The following is an 18,395-nucleotide window of genomic DNA, read 5'->3' on the forward strand; positions in this document are numbered from 1 at the left end:
GCGCGCGGCGCGGCGTACGGGAATGACACGCCGGGGAATAGCGTTCTGTCGAGCAAGGTAGTTAAATACTGAACTACCAAGACTTCGAGGAGTGCAGATGCAGTTCGGTGTGTTCACCGTCGGCGACGTGACCAAGGACCCGGTCAGCGGCCGGACCCTGAGCGAGGCCGAGCGGATCCAGCAGATCGTCACGGTCGCCCTCAAGGCCGAGGAGATCGGCCTCGACGTGTTCGCGACCGGCGAGCACCACAACCCGCCGTTCGTCCCGTCGTCACCGACGACGCTGCTCGGGTTCATCGCGGCCAAGACCTCGAACATCCTGCTCTCCACCTCGACCACGCTGATCACCACCAACGACCCGGTGAAGATCGCCGAGGACTACGCGATGCTGCAGCACCTGGCCGACGGCCGGGTCGACCTGATGATGGGCCGCGGCAACACCGGCCCGGTCTACCCGTGGTTCGGGCAGGACATCCGCGACGGCATCGCGCTGGCCATCGAGAACTACGCCCTGCTGCGCCGGTTGTGGCGCGAGGACGTGGTCAGCTGGGAAGGTAAGTTCCGTACGCCGCTCGAAGGGTTCACCTCGACGCCGCGGCCGCTCGACGGCGTACCGCCGTTCGTCTGGCACGGTTCGATCCGCAGCCCGGAGATCGCCGAGCAGGCGGCGTACTACGGTGACGGGTTCTTCCACAACAACATCTTCTGGCCGGCGGAGCACACTGCTCGCCTGGTCAACTACTACCGCCAGCGCTTCGAGCACTACGGGCACGGCGCCGCGGACCAGGCGATCGTCGGACTCGGCGGCCAGGTCTTCATGCGGAAGAACTCGCAGGACGCGCGCACGGAGTACAGGCCGTACTTCGACCACTCGCCGATCTACGGTGGCGGCCCGTCGATGGAAGACACGATGGAGCAGACACCGCTGTCGGTCGGTTCGCCGCAGGAGATCATCGAGCGGACGCTGACCTTCCGGGAGAAGTTCGGCGACTACCAGCGGCAGTTGTTCATCGCCGACCACGCCGGACTGCCGTTGAAGACGGTGCTGGAGCAGATGGACATCCTCGGCGAAGAGGTCGTTCCCGTACTGCGTAAGGAATTCGACTCGTTGCGGCCGGCCCATGTTCCGGAGGCGCCGACACATGCTTCCCTAAAGGCGGCCGCCGACCGTGCCCAGGCTCTCGAGACCGTCAGCCCGGTGGTTGCCGGCATTGAGGAGACCAAGTGACGACCGAACGCAAGATCGCCGTGGTGAGCGCCGGCCTGACGACCCCGTCGTCGACCCGCCTGCTCGCCGACCAGCTGACCGCCGCCGTCCGGGACAACCTGGACGGCCGCGGTACGCCGTACCAGGTGCGCGTCTTCGAGCTGCGCGACCTCGCGCACGACCTGACCAACAACCTCCTCACCGGCTTCCCGTCGAAGGAACTCGGCGAGGTGCTGGAGTACGTCGTACAGGCTGACGCGTTGATCGCGGTGACGCCGACGTTCAGCGCGTCGTACAACGGGTTGTTCAAGATGTTCTTCGACGTACTCGACGACAAGGCGCTGGTAGGCAAGCCCGTACTGATCGGCGCCACCGGTGGAACCGAGCGTCACTCGCTCGTCCTGGACTACGCGCTCCGCCCGCTTTTCGCTTACCTACAAGCGGTTGTAGTCCCCACCGGCGTCTACGCCGCCTCCTCCGACTGGGGCCCCCACGCCGTCGCCCTCCGCTCCCGCGTAGAACGCGCAGCCCTCGAACTAGTAGACGCCATGAGCAACGCTCGTCCCGCTCCGGTGGACCCCTACGCCAATCCGGTGCCTTTCGAAGACCTACTGAACGGTTGACCGACTGCCGACGCGCTCACGGCATGAGTTGGCCGCCGTTTACTTCTATTAGTTGGCCGGTTACGTAGCTGCTCATGCGGTCGGAGGCCAGGTAGAGGATGGTGCCTACGCATTCGTGGGGGGTGCCGGTGCGGCCCATCGGGATGGTGGTGAGCATGGCGGCGAGTTGTTCTTGGCCGGTGTGGCGGTCGTGGAACGGGGTGTTGATGACGCCTGGGGAGATCGCGTTGACGCGGATGCCTTCTGGGGCGAGTTCTTTGGCTAGACCGCGGGTGAACGTGCTCACGGCGCCCTTGCTGGTCGCGTAGACGACCGAGCCGCCGCCTCCGCCGTGCCGGCCCGCGATCGAGGTGACGTTGACGATTGCGCCTCCGCCCTGGCTGCGGAACACCGGCACGATCCGCCGCGACATCGCGAACACCGAGGTCAGGTTGACGTCCATGATCCGGCGGAACTCTTCATCCGGTACGTCGACCACCGGCGACCGCTTGACCAGATCGCCGGCGTTGTTCACCAGTACGTCGATCCGCCCGTAGCGCGCCAGCACCTCGTCGACCAGCGCGTCCGCCGACGCCGGCGCGGCGAGGTCAGCCTGATGAACGGAGCCGCGCCCACCCGCAGTACTGACCGCGTTCATCGTGTGCTGAGCACCGTCGGCGTTCTGGTGGTAGTGCAGCGCAACCGCAGCGCCCGCCTCGGCGAACCCCACTGCGGCAGCCGCGCCGATCCCACTACTCGCCCCGGTGACAAGAACAACCTGATCCGTGAAGTCGAGAAAACCCATGGCCCCATCCTCTCCCGGCCCGCCGTACAGCCACGCCGGGGAGGGGTTCGGGTGGCGGGATGCGGCGGTAGATTCGACGGATGGGGTATGACGTGTCGACGCTGGAGCTGCGCCGGTGGCGGGTGGCCGATGCGTTGCGCCTGATGGCGGCACACCAGGATCCGGACATGGTGAACCAGGGCGGCATCCGGGACCGGGCGACCGCGGTCGACTGGATCGGGCGGGTCGCCGACCTCGACAACGGTCACGTGTACGCCGTCGCGGACGCCGACGACCACCCCGTCGGGTGCGTCGCCGTGACGAACATCGACCGGCACCAGGTCGGCTGGACCTGGTACTGGACCATCGCCGACGTCCGCAGCCAGGGCGTCGCGCGGGACGCCCTCAGAGCTCTCGTCGACTGGGCTCACCACGAGGCCGGCCTCTACCGGCTCGAGCTAGGCCACCGCCTCAACAACCCGGCCTCCTGCGGGGTAGCGACCAGCGCAGGCTTCCTCCGCGAGGGCGTCGAGCGCGAACGCCTCAGCTACGACGGCACCCGCTACGACGTGGAACGCCACGCCCGCCTCGTCACCGACCCGCTGGCGAAACCCCAACGCCCGGTCACCATCACCACTTAACGGCCGTGCCCGCTTGCCGTACTACGACGTCGGCGGCGCGTAGCTTCGCCAACGCTCCTCCAGCACGTAGCCGAGCGCTCGGTTCGCGCCGAGACTGGCCTCGTTGATGCCGGCGCCACCGGTGCCGAAGACCTGAACGCCTTCGGAAAGCAAGGCAAGAATCGACACCGCCTTCACCGCCTGACCGATGCCGCGACCGCGGTAGTCGCCGAGCACGGAGGTGAACACAGTTTCCGCACGTTCCGGAAACACGGAAACCACCGTTGCCGCGATCAGCAACGAAGCGTCGAACGCACCGAAAACCCGCCTCCCGTCTACCCAGAGCGCCTCGGTCCGGCTCAGATCACCGACGACCCGATGCGTGGCCGGCGTGTACGGGTAGTCCTTCTCGTTGGCCGTCTCCAGTACGAACAACGCTTCGGCGTACGACGAGTCGAGTTCGCGCACCACCAGCCCCGCGGCCGACGCACGTAGTACGGCGGATTCCAGCAACTCGCGATCCGGATTCCGCAGCCGCGCACCCCAGGACTCGCCCACCAGCCGATAGCCGGCCGCCTCCAGCGAGGGGATCCGCGGGTCGTCGTCACGCACCAGTTCGACATCCATCCCAGCGATCTTGCCGCAGGGAAACCGTCACGGAAACTGCATTTCCGGTGGCTAGCGGTCAGTGAGTATGGCGAGCGTCGCGGGGCCCAGGCGGAGTTCGCCGTCGTCGAGGGGCTCGCACCGCACGCCGCCTCGGCCTCGGAGGCCTTTGAAGGCTCCGGGCGCCACGGCGACATCCATCCACGCGCACGGATTGGCCGGTCGATGCGCCTGGAACCGCACGGGACCGGAACCACTGTCCAGGCTGAAGATCGCGCCGTTCACCCGGCCGCCGTCGGGCCTGCGACGCGACGCCAGCTCATCGACAGCAAACCCGCGCAGCGCGATGTTGCGGCGGGTCGAGTGCGGATCGGGCACCTCCAGCAGCCCGACCGAGGCAGCGAGGTCATCCAGCGCCTGCGCGTCGAAGACGGTGACGGCGGCGCGGCGATGGGCCGGGCGGTTGTAGTACCGATCGCCGACCAGCCCCAGACCAGCGCGGACGGTCACCATCTCCCGCGCGATCGGCTCGGGATCCGGCTGGGGCCCGTCACTCGGCCGCCCCTCGTACGCGTGCACCGGCGAGACGACCAACGCCACGATCTCGACCGGTACCTCCTCGATGCGCACGCTCCGAGCCTACTGAGCCTCACACGATCCGTCGCCGCCGCGTTCAATGCAGGAAGCCACAACGACGGAGGAGATCCAGATGTACAACCGGCACGCGGTCGCGACCACCCAGTTGGGCGACCTCACGCTCGTGGCCAAAGACAGCGCATTGACCGGGATCTACTTCCCCCACCACTGGGTCAAGCCCGACCCGGCCACCCTCGGCACCAAGGTCGAACTGCAAGACGACCTGCTGCTCGCTGAGGCCTGCCGCCAGCTGAACCAGTACCTGGCCGGCGAGCGGGACGGATTCGACCTCCCGATCGCGCTGGCCGGCGACGAGTTCCAGCGGCAGGTCTGGGTGATGCTCGACGAGATCCCACGCGGCGAGACCACGACGTACGGCGAACTGGCCGAGCGACTCGGCGACAAGGCACTCGCGCAGCGCGTCGGCCAGGCGGTCGGACGCAACCCATTGTCGATCGTCGTCCCGTGTCACCGCGTGGTCGGCAAGGACGGCAAACTCACCGGGTACGCCGGCGGCCTCAAGCGCAAGCAGTTCCTCCTCGATCTGGAGGAACCCGCCGCGGTCAGGGCCGAGCGACTGTTCTGAAGCGGTAGTGGTACCTGGAGACGGTCTCGAAACCGAGCCGGGCGTAGAGGGCGCGCGCGGGTTCGTTGCCGGCGACAACCTGGAGCCAGACTCGGCCGAAACCGAGCGAGGTTGCCTCTAGCAACAACTTGCGCATCACGGCCAGCGCCCGGCCCTGCCGCCGGAAAGCCGGATCCACCACCACGCAGTACAAGGCCGCCCAGTCGTCGACCAGCGCCAGCCGCGCGACCGCCGTCACCGTCCCCTGCTCGCGGATCGAGCCGTAGAGCGCACGCCCGCCGGTGAGGATCCCGCGCGCGATCGCCTTCGCGTCGTCGCCGCCATGTCCGTCCTCGCGCCACCACAGGTCGGTCCAGTCGTCATCAGGCGCCGAGGAAATATTCACTCGCCATTCATCGTCCGGGATCAGTTCGAGGACTCGGCCGATCTCGGATGTCTGTACCAACGTCGGCGACCCCACCTCGTACCCGCGGGCGGCCAGCACCTCGTCCAGCCCGTCCGGACGCGATGCCGGCCCGACCTGGAAGCGCGGCACCAGCCCTTGGCTCAGATAGTGGCTTTCCACCAAGGACAAGGCTTTCGGGAGATCCCCCGGCGCACCGATCGGCAGCACCGAGTTCGCCCGCTGGGTGACACCGGCTGCTCGCCGGGCCACCCAGCCGTCGAAGTCCACCACATCCGCGACCGGCCAGGCGCGGTGCATCAATTCATCCATCCGAGCGGCAGTCGTCATTCTCGGATCTTAGAAGCACAGACTGAATTTTTGCAACACCTTGAATACTTATCCAAGTTTGCGCAGCAGCGGTACGACGTCCGCGGTGAACTGGGTGAGGAACCGCTCCTGGTCGTGCCCGGGTCCGTGCACGACGAGGTGGTTGAAGCCGGCGTCGAGGTACGGCTGGAGTTGGGCGAGCACCTCGTCAGGGTTCGAGGCGACGATCCAGCGCTTCGCCACCTGCTCGATCGGGAGTTCGTCGGCGAGGCGTTCCATCTCGGTCGCGCTGTCGACGCTGTGCTTCTGCTCGGGCGTGAGCGACAGCGGCGCCCAGAACCGGGTGTTCTCCAGCGCGAGCTCGGGATCGCGGTCGTAGGAGAGCTTGACCTCGAGCATCCGGTCGACGTCCTCGAACGACCGGCCCGCCTTCTCGGCGCCTTCGCGCACGGCCGGCATCAGCTTCTCGGTGTAGAGGTCCATCCCCTTGCCCGACGTGGCGATGAAGCCGTCGCCCACGCGTCCGGCGTACTTCGCGACCAGCGGGCCGCCTGCCGCGACGTACACCTGGACCGGGGTCTCGGGGCGGTCGTAGATCGAGGCGTCGACGGTCTTGTAGTACGGCCCGTCGGAGCTGACGCCCTCCTTCGTCCACAGGTCGCGGATCAGGTCGACGGCCTCGCGCAGCCGGGCGAACCGCTCCTTGAACTCGGGCCACTCGCGGCCGGAGACGGCGATCTCGTTCAGCGCCTCGCCGCTGCCGACGCCGAGCATGATCCGGCCGGGGTAGAGCAGCCCCATCGTCGCGAAGGCCTGCGCGATCACCGCGGGGTTGTAGCGGAACGTGGGCGTCAGGACCGACGTACCGATCAGCACCCGCTCGGTCCGCTCGCCGACCGCCGCCATCCACGCCAGGGCGAACGGCGCGTGGCCGCCTTCGTGCCGCCAGGGCAGGAAGTGGTCCGACACCGTCACGCTGTCGAGTCCGAGTTCTTCGGCCCGGACCGCGTACTCGACGAGATCCCGCGGCCCGAACTGCTCCGCCGACGCCTTGTACCCGATGCGAATGCTCACCTGTGCTCCCAACTAGTCGTCTGTCTGGCCTCAACCCGGCCGGACCCGTCGATGTTCCGACCAACCCGAACCCGGAAAGGAATCGACCCCTCGAACACTACGACGGTGCCGGGCGACCCCTTCCTGCCTACCCTTGCTCCATGGTCTCCGCCCCCTCCGATCCCGGCTCGCCCGCCGAGCAACCGCGCCCCGAACTGCGCGCCTCCGACGCCGACCGCGAGCGGGTGGCCGACGTACTGCGGGACGCTCTGGTGGAGGGACGGCTCCAGCTCACCGAGTTCGAGGCGCGGCTGGAGGAAGCTCATGCGGCCCGGACCCATGGCGAACTCGAGCAGGTCGTCCACGACCTCCCGGCGCCGTCTCCGGTCGGTGCGACCGTTTCCCAGCCGGGGCGGATCGGTGGCACGCCGACCTCGCGCACCGGGATCGGCATCTTCGGCGCCTTCGACCGCAAGGGAGTCTGGACGATCGCGCGCCGGTTCACCTCGGTCGCGATCATGGGCGGCGGCCGGATCGATCTGCGCGAGGCGCGGTTCGAGGCCGCCGAGACGGTCATCCGGGCGTTCGCGGTGATGGGTGGTGTGAAGGTCGTCGTACCGCCGGACGTGGCCCTGGAGGTCCGCGGCATCGGCGTGATGGGCGGCTTCGACCACAGCAAATCCGGCACGGGTCCGCCGGACGGACCGCGCGTCGTGGTCACCGGCTTCGCCTTCTGGGGTGGCGTCAGCGTGGAGCGCAAAGTGACCAAGGCCGAGCGCAAGCGGCTGAAGGCCGAACGCAAGGAGCGCAAGCAGCTCGACGCGGAGGAGTAGGCAGGCTCAGTTGGTCTGGTGCCAGATGTCGTTGAGGACCATTTGCGCCGACGGCACCTCGTCCGGGATCGCGCTGACCGCGACACCGACCAGCCACCAGCGACCTGCGTTGCTGTACGCCCGCGTCATCACCAGCTTGTACGGCGTGGTGCTGGAGACCGTGTACCACGTGCGCACGTCCTTGGCGGTCCGAGGCGCCGGCGCCTTGAACTCCTTCGTCCAGTCCGCGTCGAACGCCGACCGGACCGACAAACAGCCGGCCAGATCCCGGCACTGCCGGACAGCGATCTGCGCGACCAGCGGCGACGCGGTTCGACCTCCGGAGTCGGGCGGCGGCTCGGTCTGCACTCGGCGATACAGCGTCGTACTCGACTCGCCGAGCAGTTTCACCTCCGGCGGCCGCGGCCAGCCGAACGAGAACGGCAGATCGAGCTGGTTGACGACCTGTACGTCGGCGCCGGGCGGATACGTCTCGCCCAGCAGCCCCGGCTCCGAGCCCGGCGGGATGTAGGGGGCGGAGGCGACCTTGGTGACGCCCGGCAGGAGGACCTGCGAGGGGAGCGCTGACGGCTGGACCGCCGCGACGACCGGTTCCGCGGCCGGCTCATCCTTGACCGCGCTGCCGACAGCGGCGCCGATCGAGTAGGTCACCGTGAACACGATCAGGACGATGAGCACGACGACGGCGTAGACCCAGGGACCGAGCTTGCGGCGATACTCGCGCGCCAGTTCCACCTTGCCGACCGGGGGTGCGGCGTCCGCAGTACCAGGTGCTGCCGAAGTACCAGGTGCTGCCGAGTTCGTCGTACCGGCGGGTGGCGGGTCGGCTGGTGGGGTGGCGCCGTAGTGGGCGAGTTGGCTGCGTACTGCGTCGAGTGAGTGCTCGTCGTTGCCGAGCAGGCCGTCCAGTGGGTCGAGGAGGCGTTCGGCGCCGGACTGTCCCGGGACGAGCTGGGTGATCGCGTACGGGAGGTCGCTGTTGAGGTTCGCGGCCCACAGCGGCGTCTCTTGCTGCTGGGGATCGAGCGCGGCGCCGCGGCTCGACCGGCCGAGTCGCTCGCGGACCTGCGGGTCGGCGGCGCCCGTAGTACTGAGCACCAGCGCGACGACCTCCATACCGGTGAAGGAACGACCGCGCCAGATTTCGGCGAGTGGATGCACCAGCAGTCGCTGGTCGAACTGGTACCCCGGGATCTGCGGCGGGTTGTTCACTTCGCCTCCCAGATCGCCCGGTCGGCCATGGTCAGGGCAGCGGATTCGGCGGCTTGCCGTTCGATCGGCTGGGCGGCGTAGTCCACCTGGACGATCAGATCGGCGTGCAACTCCACGAGGGTCACCGTCCAGCTCTGCCCGCCGGTCGCGGCCCGCGTCACCCGCTTCACGTTGCTCCGCTCAGGGTCCGGAGTCATCGCCCGCCGCTCGAACACCTGGCGCGCGACCTGCGCGGGCTTCAGCGGTGGATTCCCCGCGCCGCCGTCCCTCCCGGCGTACGGCGTGACGGTGATGTCGAGCGTCGCCGAGCTGTACGTCGTCTGCGCGCCCTCGTCCGCCTTCACCGAGCACCGTATCGAGGTGCTGCCGGTCTTCACCAGCTCGGGAGTCTTGCCATTGGATGCCTTGGGCAACAGGCTGGAGACGTCGCCGATCCGGGCACACAGATCGGCGGGCAGCTGCCGCGCGGGCAGGATGTCCTTGGGGTCGACCGGCTTTCCCGCCGCGAACCCGAGCGCGAGGCCGGCGACCACCGCGATCCCTGCCGCTATCGCTGTTCTCCGGACCAGTCGGCTCGCCATGGTCGAGACCCTAGCCACGAAGAGGTCCTTCCTGCCTACGCACCATGGCGCGTTGGACGAGGTTCCCCTGCGGCCGGTTCCCACGATTTCTGCTGACGGTTTCTGCTTATGCTGCCCGGGTGACCGCCTTCCCCGAGATCGTCCCGGGCCGGCCCGGCGACGGCGAAGTACTGAACCTGCCGTTCGGCGTCTTCACCGTCCGCATCTCCGGCGAGCAGACCGCCGGCGCGCTCTCGGTCGTCGAGTCGGTCCTCGCGCCCGGAGCCCTCGGCGCCGCTCCGCACATCCACCACGCCCACGAGGAGTACTTCCTCGTCACGTCCGGCGAGGTCACGTTCGACACAGCCGACGGCGTCCTGACGATGGAGGCCGGCGGCTCGGTCTCCGTACCCCGAGGCCGCCCCCACGGCTACCGCAACGCGACCACTGAGCCGGCCACCCTGACCACGATCTTCACGCCCGCCGGCTACGAGAACTACTTCCGAGAAATCGCCGCCGAAGCGGCCGCGGGCACACCCATCACGCCAGAACTGCTGAAGGAACTCCGGGGCAAACAGCAAACGACCCCTTGGCCGTAGACGTCAGCCCATCAGCGTTTTGACCGAACCGCCGGACTCGCTGAGCTTGCTTCCCAGGCCGGACAGAGCTTCTCCGACGCTCGACAAAATTCCTGACAAGTCATTCAGATTTCCCGCCAGGCTCTCGATCTCGGTCGCGACCCCGCCGATCTGCCCGCTCCCGTCGTTCAGCCGCTTGGCCGCCGCATCCCCGATCCCCGGAATCTTGTCCAGCTCCCCAGCGAGCCCGGCCAACATGCCAGCGGCATCCTTCAGCTTGTCCTTGGCGGCACTCATGGTCTCGGCACTCCCACTCAAGGCCCGCCTGGCACCACCCTCGCCGTCATCCCCGACCAGCGCTGTGGCCGCCTTGGCCGCCTGCTCCCCAGCATCGGCCAGCCCCGACCCGATCGCCTTCATCAACTCCGGCAACCGCCCGATGAACCCCAGCGCGTCATCCGGCAACCCCCTCACCAACTTCAGCACCTTCTCGAAGTCGTCGGAGTTCTCCATCACGAACCCGACCGCCTTCTTCACATCCCCCAGATCCCGCCCACCCAACAACTCCTCAAGTCCCATACCCCGGATGCTATTGCTCCCCCACCCACCCCACCCCCAACTCCCACAAGACGCGCCGCCCATCCACCCAGCCAGGCAGTCTCCGCCCATCCGCCCAGCCGAGCCCACACCCCGAGCGTGAGTGACCCACACCACCCGCCCGCCCCTCCCACCACTGCCTGCCCGCACGTACGCCGCCCACCCCAGCCCCCGATTACCACCAAATCCATCCCTCCGTGTATCGTTTTCGACGTTGTCCGGCGCTCGTAGCTCAACGGATAGAGCATCTGACTACGGATCAGAAGGTTGGGGGTTCGAATCCCTCCGAGCGCGCCAGCACAAGCCCAAGTCATTCAGGTGGATGACCTGGGCTTTTGTGTTTCCCGGCAACTGGGGTTCCCCCACGTCGCCACTAGCGCCGCGCTCCTCCGTCGCGCTCTCGCAGCTCCTCCCACCCACCCGGGGTCGCGTGCTGACGCACCCTCAATGACAGCACCGGCATCTCACCGGCCGGGTCATTCCAAACAGAGCCCCGTACCGCCGACCAGCTCTCCCAGCACGCGAGCCGCCGAACGCCCGCCCGCGAACGCCTTGCACCGTCGCCTCGGCAAGATGCCCCGGAGCATCTCAGCTGCGCAATGAGTCTCGAAGCAGCTGGCCCTCTCGACCGTCTGCAGTGCCCACAAACGTCCTCGCCGAGGCCGGAGGCTGATCCAGTTGCCTCGGGCGCCATTCGCTACGCCCACACCAGCCGGTGAGTCTCCAGACCAGCGGTTACCTCTTTCGCAAGGGCATCGGGGTCTAGAAGCCTTTGCTGCTGACCGCAACAGTCTTCATTGACCGCATGAGGTGCTACGTTCCGCCCGAGAATGGGGAGGAACGTTCATGAGACGTGCACGACTTGGGGCGTTGTTGCTGGCCGGTGTTGTCGCGCTGTTCGGCGGGGTTGTCCAATCCGCGCCCGCCTCGGCAGCGACCACGTCGGTGCTGCTGATGAGCGCCGGCCAGAAGCGGGTCGTGGATTCCTGGGTGCCGAACGGGGACTACTGGTTCGTGGTCAAGCCGAACTCGTTCTCTGTGGACCAGCAGGGGACCTTGAACGGCCCGCGCCAGATCGTCACCAGCCGCTCCTGCTGGGAAGTGAACACTCCGCATCCGTCGACAAACTCGTCGTACGTGGGCTTGACCAATGCCGGAGACTTCCAGCTGGTCGTCCCCGGCGCCGGCGTGGTGTGGCACTCCAACACAGCCGGACGGGGCGGCAAATACCTCATGCTCACCCGCACCGGCGACCTCGTCCTCTACACAGCCAACTGGAAGATCCTCTGGCAGTCCGCCTCCGGGCAGTGCTGGATGAGGTCCAACACCGTGCTGGCCAGCAACCACAGTATTCGCGTGGGGTACACCTTTTCCGGCACCCGTCCTTGGCGCGTGCTGGCGATGCAGACCAACGGCAACCTAGTACTGCGCCACGGGTCGAAGGTTGTCTGGCAGACCCGGACGAGCGTGCCCGGCTCGCGGGCAGCGCTCACCACGCTCGGCGAACTTCTCGTCCAGGCTCCGAACGGGAAGGTGCTCTGGCGCAGCAACCGGCGCTCCAGCCCCAACTGCGCCTGCGCGCTGGATCTGGGCTTCCCTGCGCTGCCTGAACTCGCCATCACCAACGAGGTCAGCACCGGCCCCCCGATCACTGTCTGGCAGGTCCCTGTCCCACCTGCATGACCCGGCCGAGACCTTGCCAACTCGGCACCCGGGCTGCGGCAGCCGGCCTCATGTCGAATTCGGGGTCGGTCGTTCGACGCGTAGGCAGATGGCGCCTACAGGTGGCCGGTTGGTTTCAGATCACAGGAGGTTGAAGTGTCTACATCCATTCTCGACATGTCGATGTCGCTCGACGGGTACATCGCCGATCCCGACGATTTCCTCGGCGGGGAGAACGGCGAACTGCTCCACGACTGGTTCGCAGCCGGCGGACCTGCCGCACAATTCGAAGCCGAGTGGAACGCCGCCGGTGCCATCCTCGCAGGACGGCGGACCGCCGAACTCATGGATCACTGGGGCGGCGACCACAACGGCGCCCCGATCTTCGTGCCCAGTCACCGGCCACCGGGCCCAGCCGCCCGCTGGAACTACCCGTTGGTGACCTACGTGACCGACGGCATCGAAAGCGCCATGGCGCAGGCGAAGGCCGCCGCCGGAGACCGGGACGTCCAGGTACGCGGCGGATACGTCGCGCAGCGTGCCATCGAGGCAGGCGTGCTCGACGAGGTGCAGATCCATCACATCCCGGTGCTACTCGGCGCCGGCCGCCGACTCTTCGACCTGCTGCCCTCGCTCGTCACCCTGGACATCATCCGCGTCATCGACACCCCGCAGGCCACCCACATCCGCTACCGCGTCCGCCGCTGAATCAGCGCCAGGCCGGTTTGGGGAGGCGTTCAATGCCTCGTCTGGTACCTGGTCAGGGTTACGCCGCCAGGGAAGGTTCGGGTCTCTACCAGGTCCAGGCTTACCCAGTTGTCCAGGCTGGTGAAGAACGGGGTGCCGGCGCCTACTAGTACTGGGTGGTTGATGATTTCGAACTCGTCGACCAGGCCGGCTTGCATGGCTGCCGCGGCGAGGGTGGCGCCGCCGATTCTCATCGGCTCGCCGTCGTCGGCCTTGAGGCGGGTGATCTCCGGTACGGCGTCGCCGGTGACCAGGCGGGTGTTCCAGTCGACCTTGTCGAGCGTCGAGGAGAACACCACCTTCGGCGTTTCCCGCCAGTTGCGCGCGAACTCGATCTGCGCCGGGGTGGCGTCCGGCTGCTGGTCGCCGGTCGGCCAGTGCGAACTCATCGTCTCCCACAGCTTGCGCCCGTACAGGAACAGCCCGATCGCCAACTCCTGATCGAGCCACCACTGAAACAGCTCGTCGCTCGGCACGCCCCAGCTGATGTCGCCGCCGGGCGCGGCGATGTAGCCGTCCAGGCTCACGTTCATGCCGTAGATCAGTTTCCGCATGGCGCCATGCCTCTCTGTCAGTCCGACGGCCTTGTCGGCGCTCGTGCCTAGAGTGCCAGCATGGTTGCCCCGACTCCGATTCCGATCTCGATTGCAGCGCTTGTGCGTGACGGCCTGGTGCTGCTGGCGCATCGGCATCCGTCGCGCCGGTGGTACCCCGACTGCTGGGATCTCGTCGGCGGGCATGTCGAGCCAGGCGAGTCGCCCCACCAAGCCGTCAGCCGCGAATGCCTGGAAGAGCTGATGGTCCACATCCACGATCCCGTGCCCATCGAGATGCCGATCAGTGACCCCACCCTCGACCTGCACGCCTTCGTCGTCACGCGCTGGGACGGCGAACCGGTCAACGCCGCACCCGACGAGCACGACGATCTCCAATGGTTCCGACCGAGCGATCTCGAAAATCTGAAGCTGGCCCACCCAACCGGCCTGTCGGACCTCTTGATCGCCGTACGAAATGCCACCGGTTAGCGGCTGTTGAGGTTCATGACAGCCAGGAGGCGTAGAAGATGCCTAGGCCGAGGGCTACGAAGATGCCGGCGACGATCCAGAAGCGGATGACTACGGTGACTTCGGCCCAGCCGAGGTGTTCGAAGTGGTGGTGGATGGGGGTGATCCGGAAGATGCGCCGGCCGGTGCCGGTGAGGCGTCTGGTCAGTTTGAAGGTGATCATCTGGAGCAGGACGGACAGGGTCTCCAGGACGAACAGGCCCGCGACGGCGGCCATCAGGAGTTCTGTGCGGGACATGATCCCGAGGCCGGCCAAGGCGCCGCCGATGGCGAGCGAGCCGACGTCGCCCATGATGATCCGGGCGGGTTTGGCGTTCCACCAGAGGAAGCCGACACAAGCGGCAGCGATGGCGGCCGCGAACACCGCGAGGTCGAGCGGGTCGCGAACCTGGTAGCACTGCGACTCCACCACGGTGGGCCGACCCGAGTCGCACAACTGGTTGTTCTGCCAGATGTTGACGATCGTGTACGCGCCGAAGATCAACGCCGAGGAGCCGGCCAGCAGCCCGTCGGCGCCGTCGGTGAGGTTGGCGCCGTTGGAGGTGGCCGCGACGATGAACCAGATCACCAGCAGGACCACGACCAGCGGCAGCTTGATCCACCAGTCATGGGTGGTGGAGATGTACTGCGAAGCCGGCCGTACTCCGCGTCCGTCGGCGAAGAACTGCGTGGCGAGCACCCCGAAGACGAGCGCCACCAGCGTCTGACCTGCCATCTTGGCCCGGCTGCTCAGTCCCTGGTTGTTCTGCGTGTAGACCTTGATGAAGTCGTCGAGGAACCCCACCAGCCCGCAGCCGAGGAACAGCAACATCAGCAGCCAAGCACTCGCACTGGGCGACCGGCCGACCAGGATCGTTGCCGCCAGATACGCCGCGGTAGCACTCAGCAGGATCGCGAGGCCGCCCATGGTCGGCGTACCGCGCTTGACGTGATGTGTCGTCGGTCCGTCGTGCCGGATCGGCTGGCCGAAGCCGTGCCGGACGAAGTACCGGATCAGGTACCGGGTCCCGAGCAACGAGCAGAGCGCCGCCAGAGCGCCGCTCAGGAGTATTGCCCGCACAACATTCAGCCCCTCTCGGCCATCCGGGTGGTCGATCCCTACGAGGCAAGAGGGAGTCGTCTCGCCGCCCATTCTCGGGGACGAGAATCGGCGGGCCGGTCAAACATACCGAAACTGCAGGTTCCTGCAGCCCGTAAGGTTGCCGGAATGTCGACCTGGAGCACGCCCGAGCGCGTGGAGCCGCCGAACGACCCGATCGACGAGCGAGCCGCGCTCGAAGACCGGCTCGAGTACCAGCGCACGACCTTGCTGCAGAAGTGTGGCGGCCTGAGGCCGGAACAGCTGGCCCAGCGGTCCGTGCCGCCGTCGAAGCTCTCGCTCCTCGGCCTTGTCCGGCACCTGTCCGGAGTCGAGGCGTGGTTCCATGCGTACGACGAGCAGCCGGACCACCTGTATTTCTGGAACTACGTCCCGGGCTCGGCCAACAGCTTCGAGAAGCTCGACAGCACGCGAGCCGCCGACGACTTGGCCAGCTATCGAGCAAGCGTCGCCCGGTCGCGCGCGGCCGTCGCTGGCCGCGGTCTCGACGAGGCGAGTCCTGGCGAGGACTACACCTTGCGGTGGATCTATCTGCACATGATCGAGGAGTACGCCCGCCACAACGGCCACGCAGACCTCCTCCGCGAACGCATCGACGGCAGCACCGGCGAATAACCGATTGCCTGAGCCCAAAGGCTCGCGAAGACTCGGTGGGATGGATGACGACGAGCTTGAGCGGTTGTTGAGGAACGAGCGGTATCCGCGGTCAGGTAAGTACTCCGCGCGCTGGATGGTCGACAATTCGATGGGACCGAATCCCGTCTGGCAGGCGGAGGCCTTGAGCGAGCTGATGGCACTCGAAACCGGGATGCGGGTGCTCGACATGGGGTGCGGTACTGCGTTGAGCTCGGTCTTTCTCGCCAAGGAATTCGATGTCGAAGTCTGGGCGACCGATTTGTGGGTCAAGCCCGAGGAGAATTGGCGCCGCGTGATCGAGGCGGACGTGAAAGACCAAGTTCACCCTATTCACGCGGAGGCCCACGCGCTGCCGTTCGCGGAGGATTTCTTCGATGCCGTCGTCAGTATCGGCGCGTACCACTATTTCGGCACCGACGACCTCTACCTCGGCTATTTCTCCCGTTTCGTGAAGCCGGGCGGGCAGATCGGCATCGTTCTTCCCGGCTCCACCGAGGAGCCCGAGAGGCTTCCACCACCACACCTCGAGGCCTTCTGGAAATGGGACTTCTGCGCCTGGCACAGCCCGGCTTGGTGGCAACAGCACTGGGAGAAGACCGGAATGGTGACCGTCGAGGTCGCTGATCGATTGCCGCACGGATGGCAGGACTGGCTGCAATGGAACGAGGTTTGTGACGAAGACGGCGGTACGCCGGGACGCGAAGAAGCCCTGATGCTTCGTGCCGACGGTGGCCGGACCCTCGGCCTTACCCGGGTAATTGCCCGCCGCAACAACTAACAAACTGCATGGGTTGACGATGACCGCCGTCGTACTCGAACTGACAGTCCGAGACCTGACTGACAACGATCTGCCTGCCTGCGGCTTTGCCGGTAGCGAACTCCACCTGACCCAGGTCGCCCAGCAACTCGACCGAGCACGCCGTGGCGAGCTCGACTACCTCGCCGTCTGCACGAAGGCCGACCTGCCCGTGGCGATCGGCGCAATCGACTACGTGCCCCATCCCGGTGCCGGTTTGCTGACACAGTTCGCCGTGCACCCAGCCCTGCAGTCCTGCGGAATCGGCACAGTCCTCGTCGAAGCCGCCGAGCAGCGGATCTCGGCCCGGGGACTCGACAGGGCCGAGCTCGCCGTCGAGTTGAGCAACCCTCGCGCCCGCGCGCTCTACGAGCGACTGGGCTACACGGCGTACGGCGAAGTACTCGAGTCCTGGGACCAGCGAGATGCGACCGGGGTGAGCGCGCGGTACGAGACGATGTGCGCGCAGATGCGCAAGACGCTGGGGTTGTGACCTCCTCGGGCGCAAGGATGCCGGGACCGGTAGCGCGAGGAGCGGGCAGTGGAGAGTACGACGAGGACGGCCAGGGCGCTGGCTGTATCCCTTGTCCTCGGGGCGATTCTGATGGCATGGGTTGCCTCTGGCATCGGAGTGACGTCGCCGTTCGAGGCTGATGACCCAGGCGAGCTGAGCGCCACGTACGCCGTACTCGGTGCGTGGCTTGTCGCCTACCTCCTCGTCGCCGCCCTCGCCGCGATCGATGCGGGCCGCCTCGCTCGGAGTGGTGAGCTCGATGCGCTCCAGCAGTCGGCGAACCTCGTGAAGCTCGTCGCCATCGCGTTCTTCGCGCTGAACTTCGTCGTACTCGCTGAAGCAGTCGCGGTCACCGGCTCCAACGATCGGGACCGATTCGGGCTCGACGGATTCGCCGCGGCGCTGCTGTTCATGGTCCTGACGTACGTCGTGCTGCTGCCCACCTCGGCGTACGGCGTGGCTTGTCTGACCCAGTTGAGAAAGTTCGGTCAGATCGGACGGACCTTCTTCGCCATCAACCTGGTGCTGCACTTCCTCTTCGTCCTCGACGTGCTCAGCGGGATCGTGGTGGTCGAGGTTGCCAGGGATCGCCTCGGGACCGCGCGCCGGCCGAGCGCCGTACTGCGGAACCTCCTCGCCATCGTCCTCGCTCCTGGCTCGGCCGTCGCGATCGTCTGGCTGGCGTGCGTCGTGATCTATTACTGGTTCGATCCGCCGGCGTCGGCGTTCTTCTGGGATGGGATGCAGCAGCTCACGATCTCCACGCCGGCCGAATTCTTCCTGCTCGTGCTCGTGCCGGTCGTTCCCCTGATCACGTTCCGAGCCGCGGTTCAGCTCTTCCTGAGCGACGACGTCGACGCCCTGTCGCGATCGGCTCGCACAGTCAAGCTCACGATGATCCCGCTGTTCGTCCAGAACTTCGTGCTGTGCGTGTTCGTCGTCGCCGTGGTGGCGTTCTTCCCGGTCATCATCACGCGAGGGGCGCTCCTCGAAGGCGGCCCTTTGGTCCTGACCGTCCTCGGAACCATCGCCGCCGCAGGGTTCGTGCCCGCGCTCATCGGCACCTATCTGATGATGCTGCCCACCTCGATCTACAGCATCACGTGCCTCATCCTGTTGGCGCGCCACCGCGCCATCAGCCCACGCTTCTTTGCAATCCACCTGATCCTGCAGCTCGTCTTCGTCACCGACATCATCAGCACCCTCGTGATCGCGCACCGAGTCCACCAACTCCAGTCCACAGCGAGCCGGCGCACCGAGCCGACCGCCGTACTGAGCTGAGGTCTTGTCG

General features: G+C 67.0%; 23 protein-coding genes and 1 tRNA gene. 14 read left to right on the plus strand and 10 right to left on the minus strand.

The genetic code is table 11. The features are described from left to right. Positions 1–97 precede the first annotated feature (97 nt). The gene (locus tag DIZ26_RS15635; protein ID WP_112241819.1) at positions 98–1,228 is read left to right on the plus strand and encodes an LLM class flavin-dependent oxidoreductase; all 1,131 of its coding nucleotides are present in this window, start codon (positions 98–100) and stop codon (positions 1,226–1,228) included. After that, a complete protein-coding gene (locus tag DIZ26_RS15640) occupies positions 1,225–1,830 on the plus strand; it encodes an FMN reductase (protein WP_112241821.1) in 606 nt (201 codons plus the stop codon). Before DIZ26_RS15635 ends, DIZ26_RS15640 begins: the two co-directional genes overlap by 4 nt. Before the next feature lie 16 nt (positions 1,831–1,846). Here DIZ26_RS15640 and DIZ26_RS15645 read toward each other — a convergent pair whose 3' ends face one another. Next, the gene (locus DIZ26_RS15645; RefSeq protein ID WP_112241827.1) at positions 1,847–2,614 is read right to left on the minus strand and encodes an SDR family NAD(P)-dependent oxidoreductase; all 768 of its coding nucleotides are present in this window, start codon (positions 2,612–2,614) and stop codon (positions 1,847–1,849) included. A gap of 80 nt (positions 2,615–2,694) precedes the next feature. Here DIZ26_RS15645 and DIZ26_RS15650 point away from each other — a divergent pair, with 80 nt between their 5' ends. Beyond that, a complete protein-coding gene (locus DIZ26_RS15650; protein WP_112241829.1) occupies positions 2,695–3,234 on the plus strand; it encodes a GNAT family N-acetyltransferase in 540 nt (179 codons plus the stop codon). A gap of 21 nt (positions 3,235–3,255) precedes the next feature. Here DIZ26_RS15650 and DIZ26_RS15655 read toward each other — a convergent pair whose 3' ends face one another. Together DIZ26_RS15655 and DIZ26_RS15660 are read right to left on the minus strand one after the other, a co-directional pair. Further along, positions 3,256–3,840 (minus strand): acetyltransferase, encoded by a 585-nt coding sequence (locus tag DIZ26_RS15655; RefSeq protein WP_112241831.1) that lies wholly within the window; start codon positions 3,838–3,840, stop codon positions 3,256–3,258. Between the two features lie 51 nt (positions 3,841–3,891). Then, positions 3,892–4,449 carry a molybdenum cofactor biosysynthesis protein gene (locus tag DIZ26_RS15660; RefSeq protein WP_112241833.1) on the minus strand — a complete coding sequence of 186 codons (558 nt, stop codon included), beginning with the start codon at positions 4,447–4,449 and terminating at the stop codon, positions 3,892–3,894. 79 nt (positions 4,450–4,528) lie between these two features. Here DIZ26_RS15660 and DIZ26_RS15665 point away from each other — a divergent pair, with 79 nt between their 5' ends. After that, positions 4,529–5,041 carry a methylated-DNA--[protein]-cysteine S-methyltransferase gene (locus DIZ26_RS15665; protein WP_112242169.1) on the plus strand — a complete coding sequence of 171 codons (513 nt, stop codon included), beginning with the start codon at positions 4,529–4,531 and terminating at the stop codon, positions 5,039–5,041. On the opposite strand, the gene DIZ26_RS15670 is transcribed toward DIZ26_RS15665, so the two are convergent. After that, a complete protein-coding gene (locus DIZ26_RS15670; protein WP_112241835.1) occupies positions 5,019–5,774 on the minus strand; it encodes a GNAT family N-acetyltransferase in 756 nt (251 codons plus the stop codon). The genes DIZ26_RS15665 and DIZ26_RS15670 overlap by 23 nt on opposite strands. A 48-nt stretch (positions 5,775–5,822) precedes the next feature. After that, complete coding sequence (gene fgd, locus DIZ26_RS15675; RefSeq protein WP_112241837.1) at positions 5,823–6,827, minus strand: glucose-6-phosphate dehydrogenase (coenzyme-F420); 1,005 nt, start codon at positions 6,825–6,827, stop codon at positions 5,823–5,825. 140 nt (positions 6,828–6,967) lie between these two features. Between fgd and DIZ26_RS15680 the strand changes: the two genes are divergently transcribed. Further along, entirely contained in the window at positions 6,968–7,639 is a 672-nt protein-coding gene (locus DIZ26_RS15680) for a DUF1707 SHOCT-like domain-containing protein (RefSeq protein ID WP_112241839.1), read from the plus strand. Between the two features lie 6 nt (positions 7,640–7,645). Here DIZ26_RS15680 and DIZ26_RS15685 read toward each other — a convergent pair whose 3' ends face one another. Together DIZ26_RS15685 and DIZ26_RS15690 are read right to left on the minus strand one after the other, a co-directional pair. After that, complete coding sequence (locus DIZ26_RS15685) at positions 7,646–8,851, minus strand: hypothetical protein (RefSeq protein WP_112241841.1); 1,206 nt, start codon at positions 8,849–8,851, stop codon at positions 7,646–7,648. Then, positions 8,848–9,432 carry a hypothetical protein gene (locus tag DIZ26_RS15690; RefSeq protein WP_198676114.1) on the minus strand — a complete coding sequence of 195 codons (585 nt, stop codon included), beginning with the start codon at positions 9,430–9,432 and terminating at the stop codon, positions 8,848–8,850. The genes DIZ26_RS15685 and DIZ26_RS15690 overlap by 4 nt, the downstream gene beginning before the upstream one ends. A 119-nt stretch (positions 9,433–9,551) precedes the next feature. On the opposite strand from DIZ26_RS15690, the gene DIZ26_RS15695 reads away from it, so the two are divergent. Beyond that, entirely contained in the window at positions 9,552–10,010 is a 459-nt protein-coding gene (locus DIZ26_RS15695) for a cupin domain-containing protein (RefSeq protein ID WP_112241845.1), read from the plus strand. Between the two features lie 3 nt (positions 10,011–10,013). Here the strand turns inward: DIZ26_RS15695 and DIZ26_RS15700 are convergent, their stop codons facing one another. After that, positions 10,014–10,568 (minus strand): hypothetical protein, encoded by a 555-nt coding sequence (locus DIZ26_RS15700; RefSeq protein WP_112241847.1) that lies wholly within the window; start codon positions 10,566–10,568, stop codon positions 10,014–10,016. 239 nt (positions 10,569–10,807) lie between these two features. On the opposite strand from DIZ26_RS15700, the gene DIZ26_RS15705 reads away from it, so the two are divergent. The 3 genes from DIZ26_RS15705 to DIZ26_RS15715 all read left to right on the plus strand — a co-directional run bounded on the left by DIZ26_RS15705 (position 10,808) and on the right by DIZ26_RS15715 (position 12,956). Beyond that, positions 10,808–10,883 (plus strand) — tRNA-Arg (locus tag DIZ26_RS15705). 549 nt (positions 10,884–11,432) lie between these two features. After that, positions 11,433–12,269 (plus strand): hypothetical protein, encoded by an 837-nt coding sequence (locus tag DIZ26_RS15710; RefSeq protein WP_112241848.1) that lies wholly within the window; start codon positions 11,433–11,435, stop codon positions 12,267–12,269. Positions 12,270–12,404: 135 nt separating this feature from the next. Next, positions 12,405–12,956, plus strand: a complete 552-nt coding sequence (locus DIZ26_RS15715) for a dihydrofolate reductase family protein (RefSeq protein WP_112241850.1) — start codon at positions 12,405–12,407, stop codon at positions 12,954–12,956. A 29-nt stretch (positions 12,957–12,985) separates the two neighbouring features. Here DIZ26_RS15715 and DIZ26_RS15720 read toward each other — a convergent pair whose 3' ends face one another. Then, on the minus strand, positions 12,986–13,549 hold the full coding sequence (locus DIZ26_RS15720) for a dihydrofolate reductase family protein (protein ID WP_112241852.1): 564 nt from the start codon (positions 13,547–13,549) through the stop codon (positions 12,986–12,988). A gap of 60 nt (positions 13,550–13,609) precedes the next feature. On the opposite strand from DIZ26_RS15720, the gene DIZ26_RS15725 reads away from it, so the two are divergent. Then, a complete protein-coding gene (locus DIZ26_RS15725) occupies positions 13,610–14,020 on the plus strand; it encodes an NUDIX domain-containing protein (protein WP_112241854.1) in 411 nt (136 codons plus the stop codon). 13 nt (positions 14,021–14,033) lie between these two features. On the opposite strand, the gene mraY is transcribed toward DIZ26_RS15725, so the two are convergent. Continuing rightward, a complete protein-coding gene (gene mraY / locus DIZ26_RS15730) occupies positions 14,034–15,119 on the minus strand; it encodes a phospho-N-acetylmuramoyl-pentapeptide-transferase (RefSeq protein ID WP_112241856.1) in 1,086 nt (361 codons plus the stop codon). Between the two features lie 147 nt (positions 15,120–15,266). Here mraY and DIZ26_RS15735 point away from each other — a divergent pair, with 147 nt between their 5' ends. The 4 genes from DIZ26_RS15735 to DIZ26_RS15750 are packed head-to-tail and all read left to right on the plus strand — an operon-like array spanning position 15,267 to position 18,385. Further along, positions 15,267–15,773 carry a DinB family protein gene (locus DIZ26_RS15735; RefSeq protein WP_112241858.1) on the plus strand — a complete coding sequence of 169 codons (507 nt, stop codon included), beginning with the start codon at positions 15,267–15,269 and terminating at the stop codon, positions 15,771–15,773. Positions 15,774–15,813: 40 nt separating this feature from the next. Then, positions 15,814–16,572: an SAM-dependent methyltransferase gene (locus tag DIZ26_RS15740; protein ID WP_112241860.1), complete on the plus strand. Its 759-nt coding sequence runs from the start codon at positions 15,814–15,816 to the stop codon at positions 16,570–16,572. A 19-nt stretch (positions 16,573–16,591) separates the two neighbouring features. After that, positions 16,592–17,083 carry a GNAT family N-acetyltransferase gene (locus DIZ26_RS15745; RefSeq protein ID WP_112241862.1) on the plus strand — a complete coding sequence of 164 codons (492 nt, stop codon included), beginning with the start codon at positions 16,592–16,594 and terminating at the stop codon, positions 17,081–17,083. Between the two features lie 48 nt (positions 17,084–17,131). Next, positions 17,132–18,385: a hypothetical protein gene (locus DIZ26_RS15750; protein ID WP_157979732.1), complete on the plus strand. Its 1,254-nt coding sequence runs from the start codon at positions 17,132–17,134 to the stop codon at positions 18,383–18,385. The last annotated feature ends 10 nt before the right edge of the window (positions 18,386–18,395 follow it).

This window comes from Kribbella monticola, from assembly GCF_003261635.1.
Taxonomy (GTDB): Bacteria; Actinomycetota; Actinomycetes; order Propionibacteriales; family Kribbellaceae; genus Kribbella; species Kribbella monticola.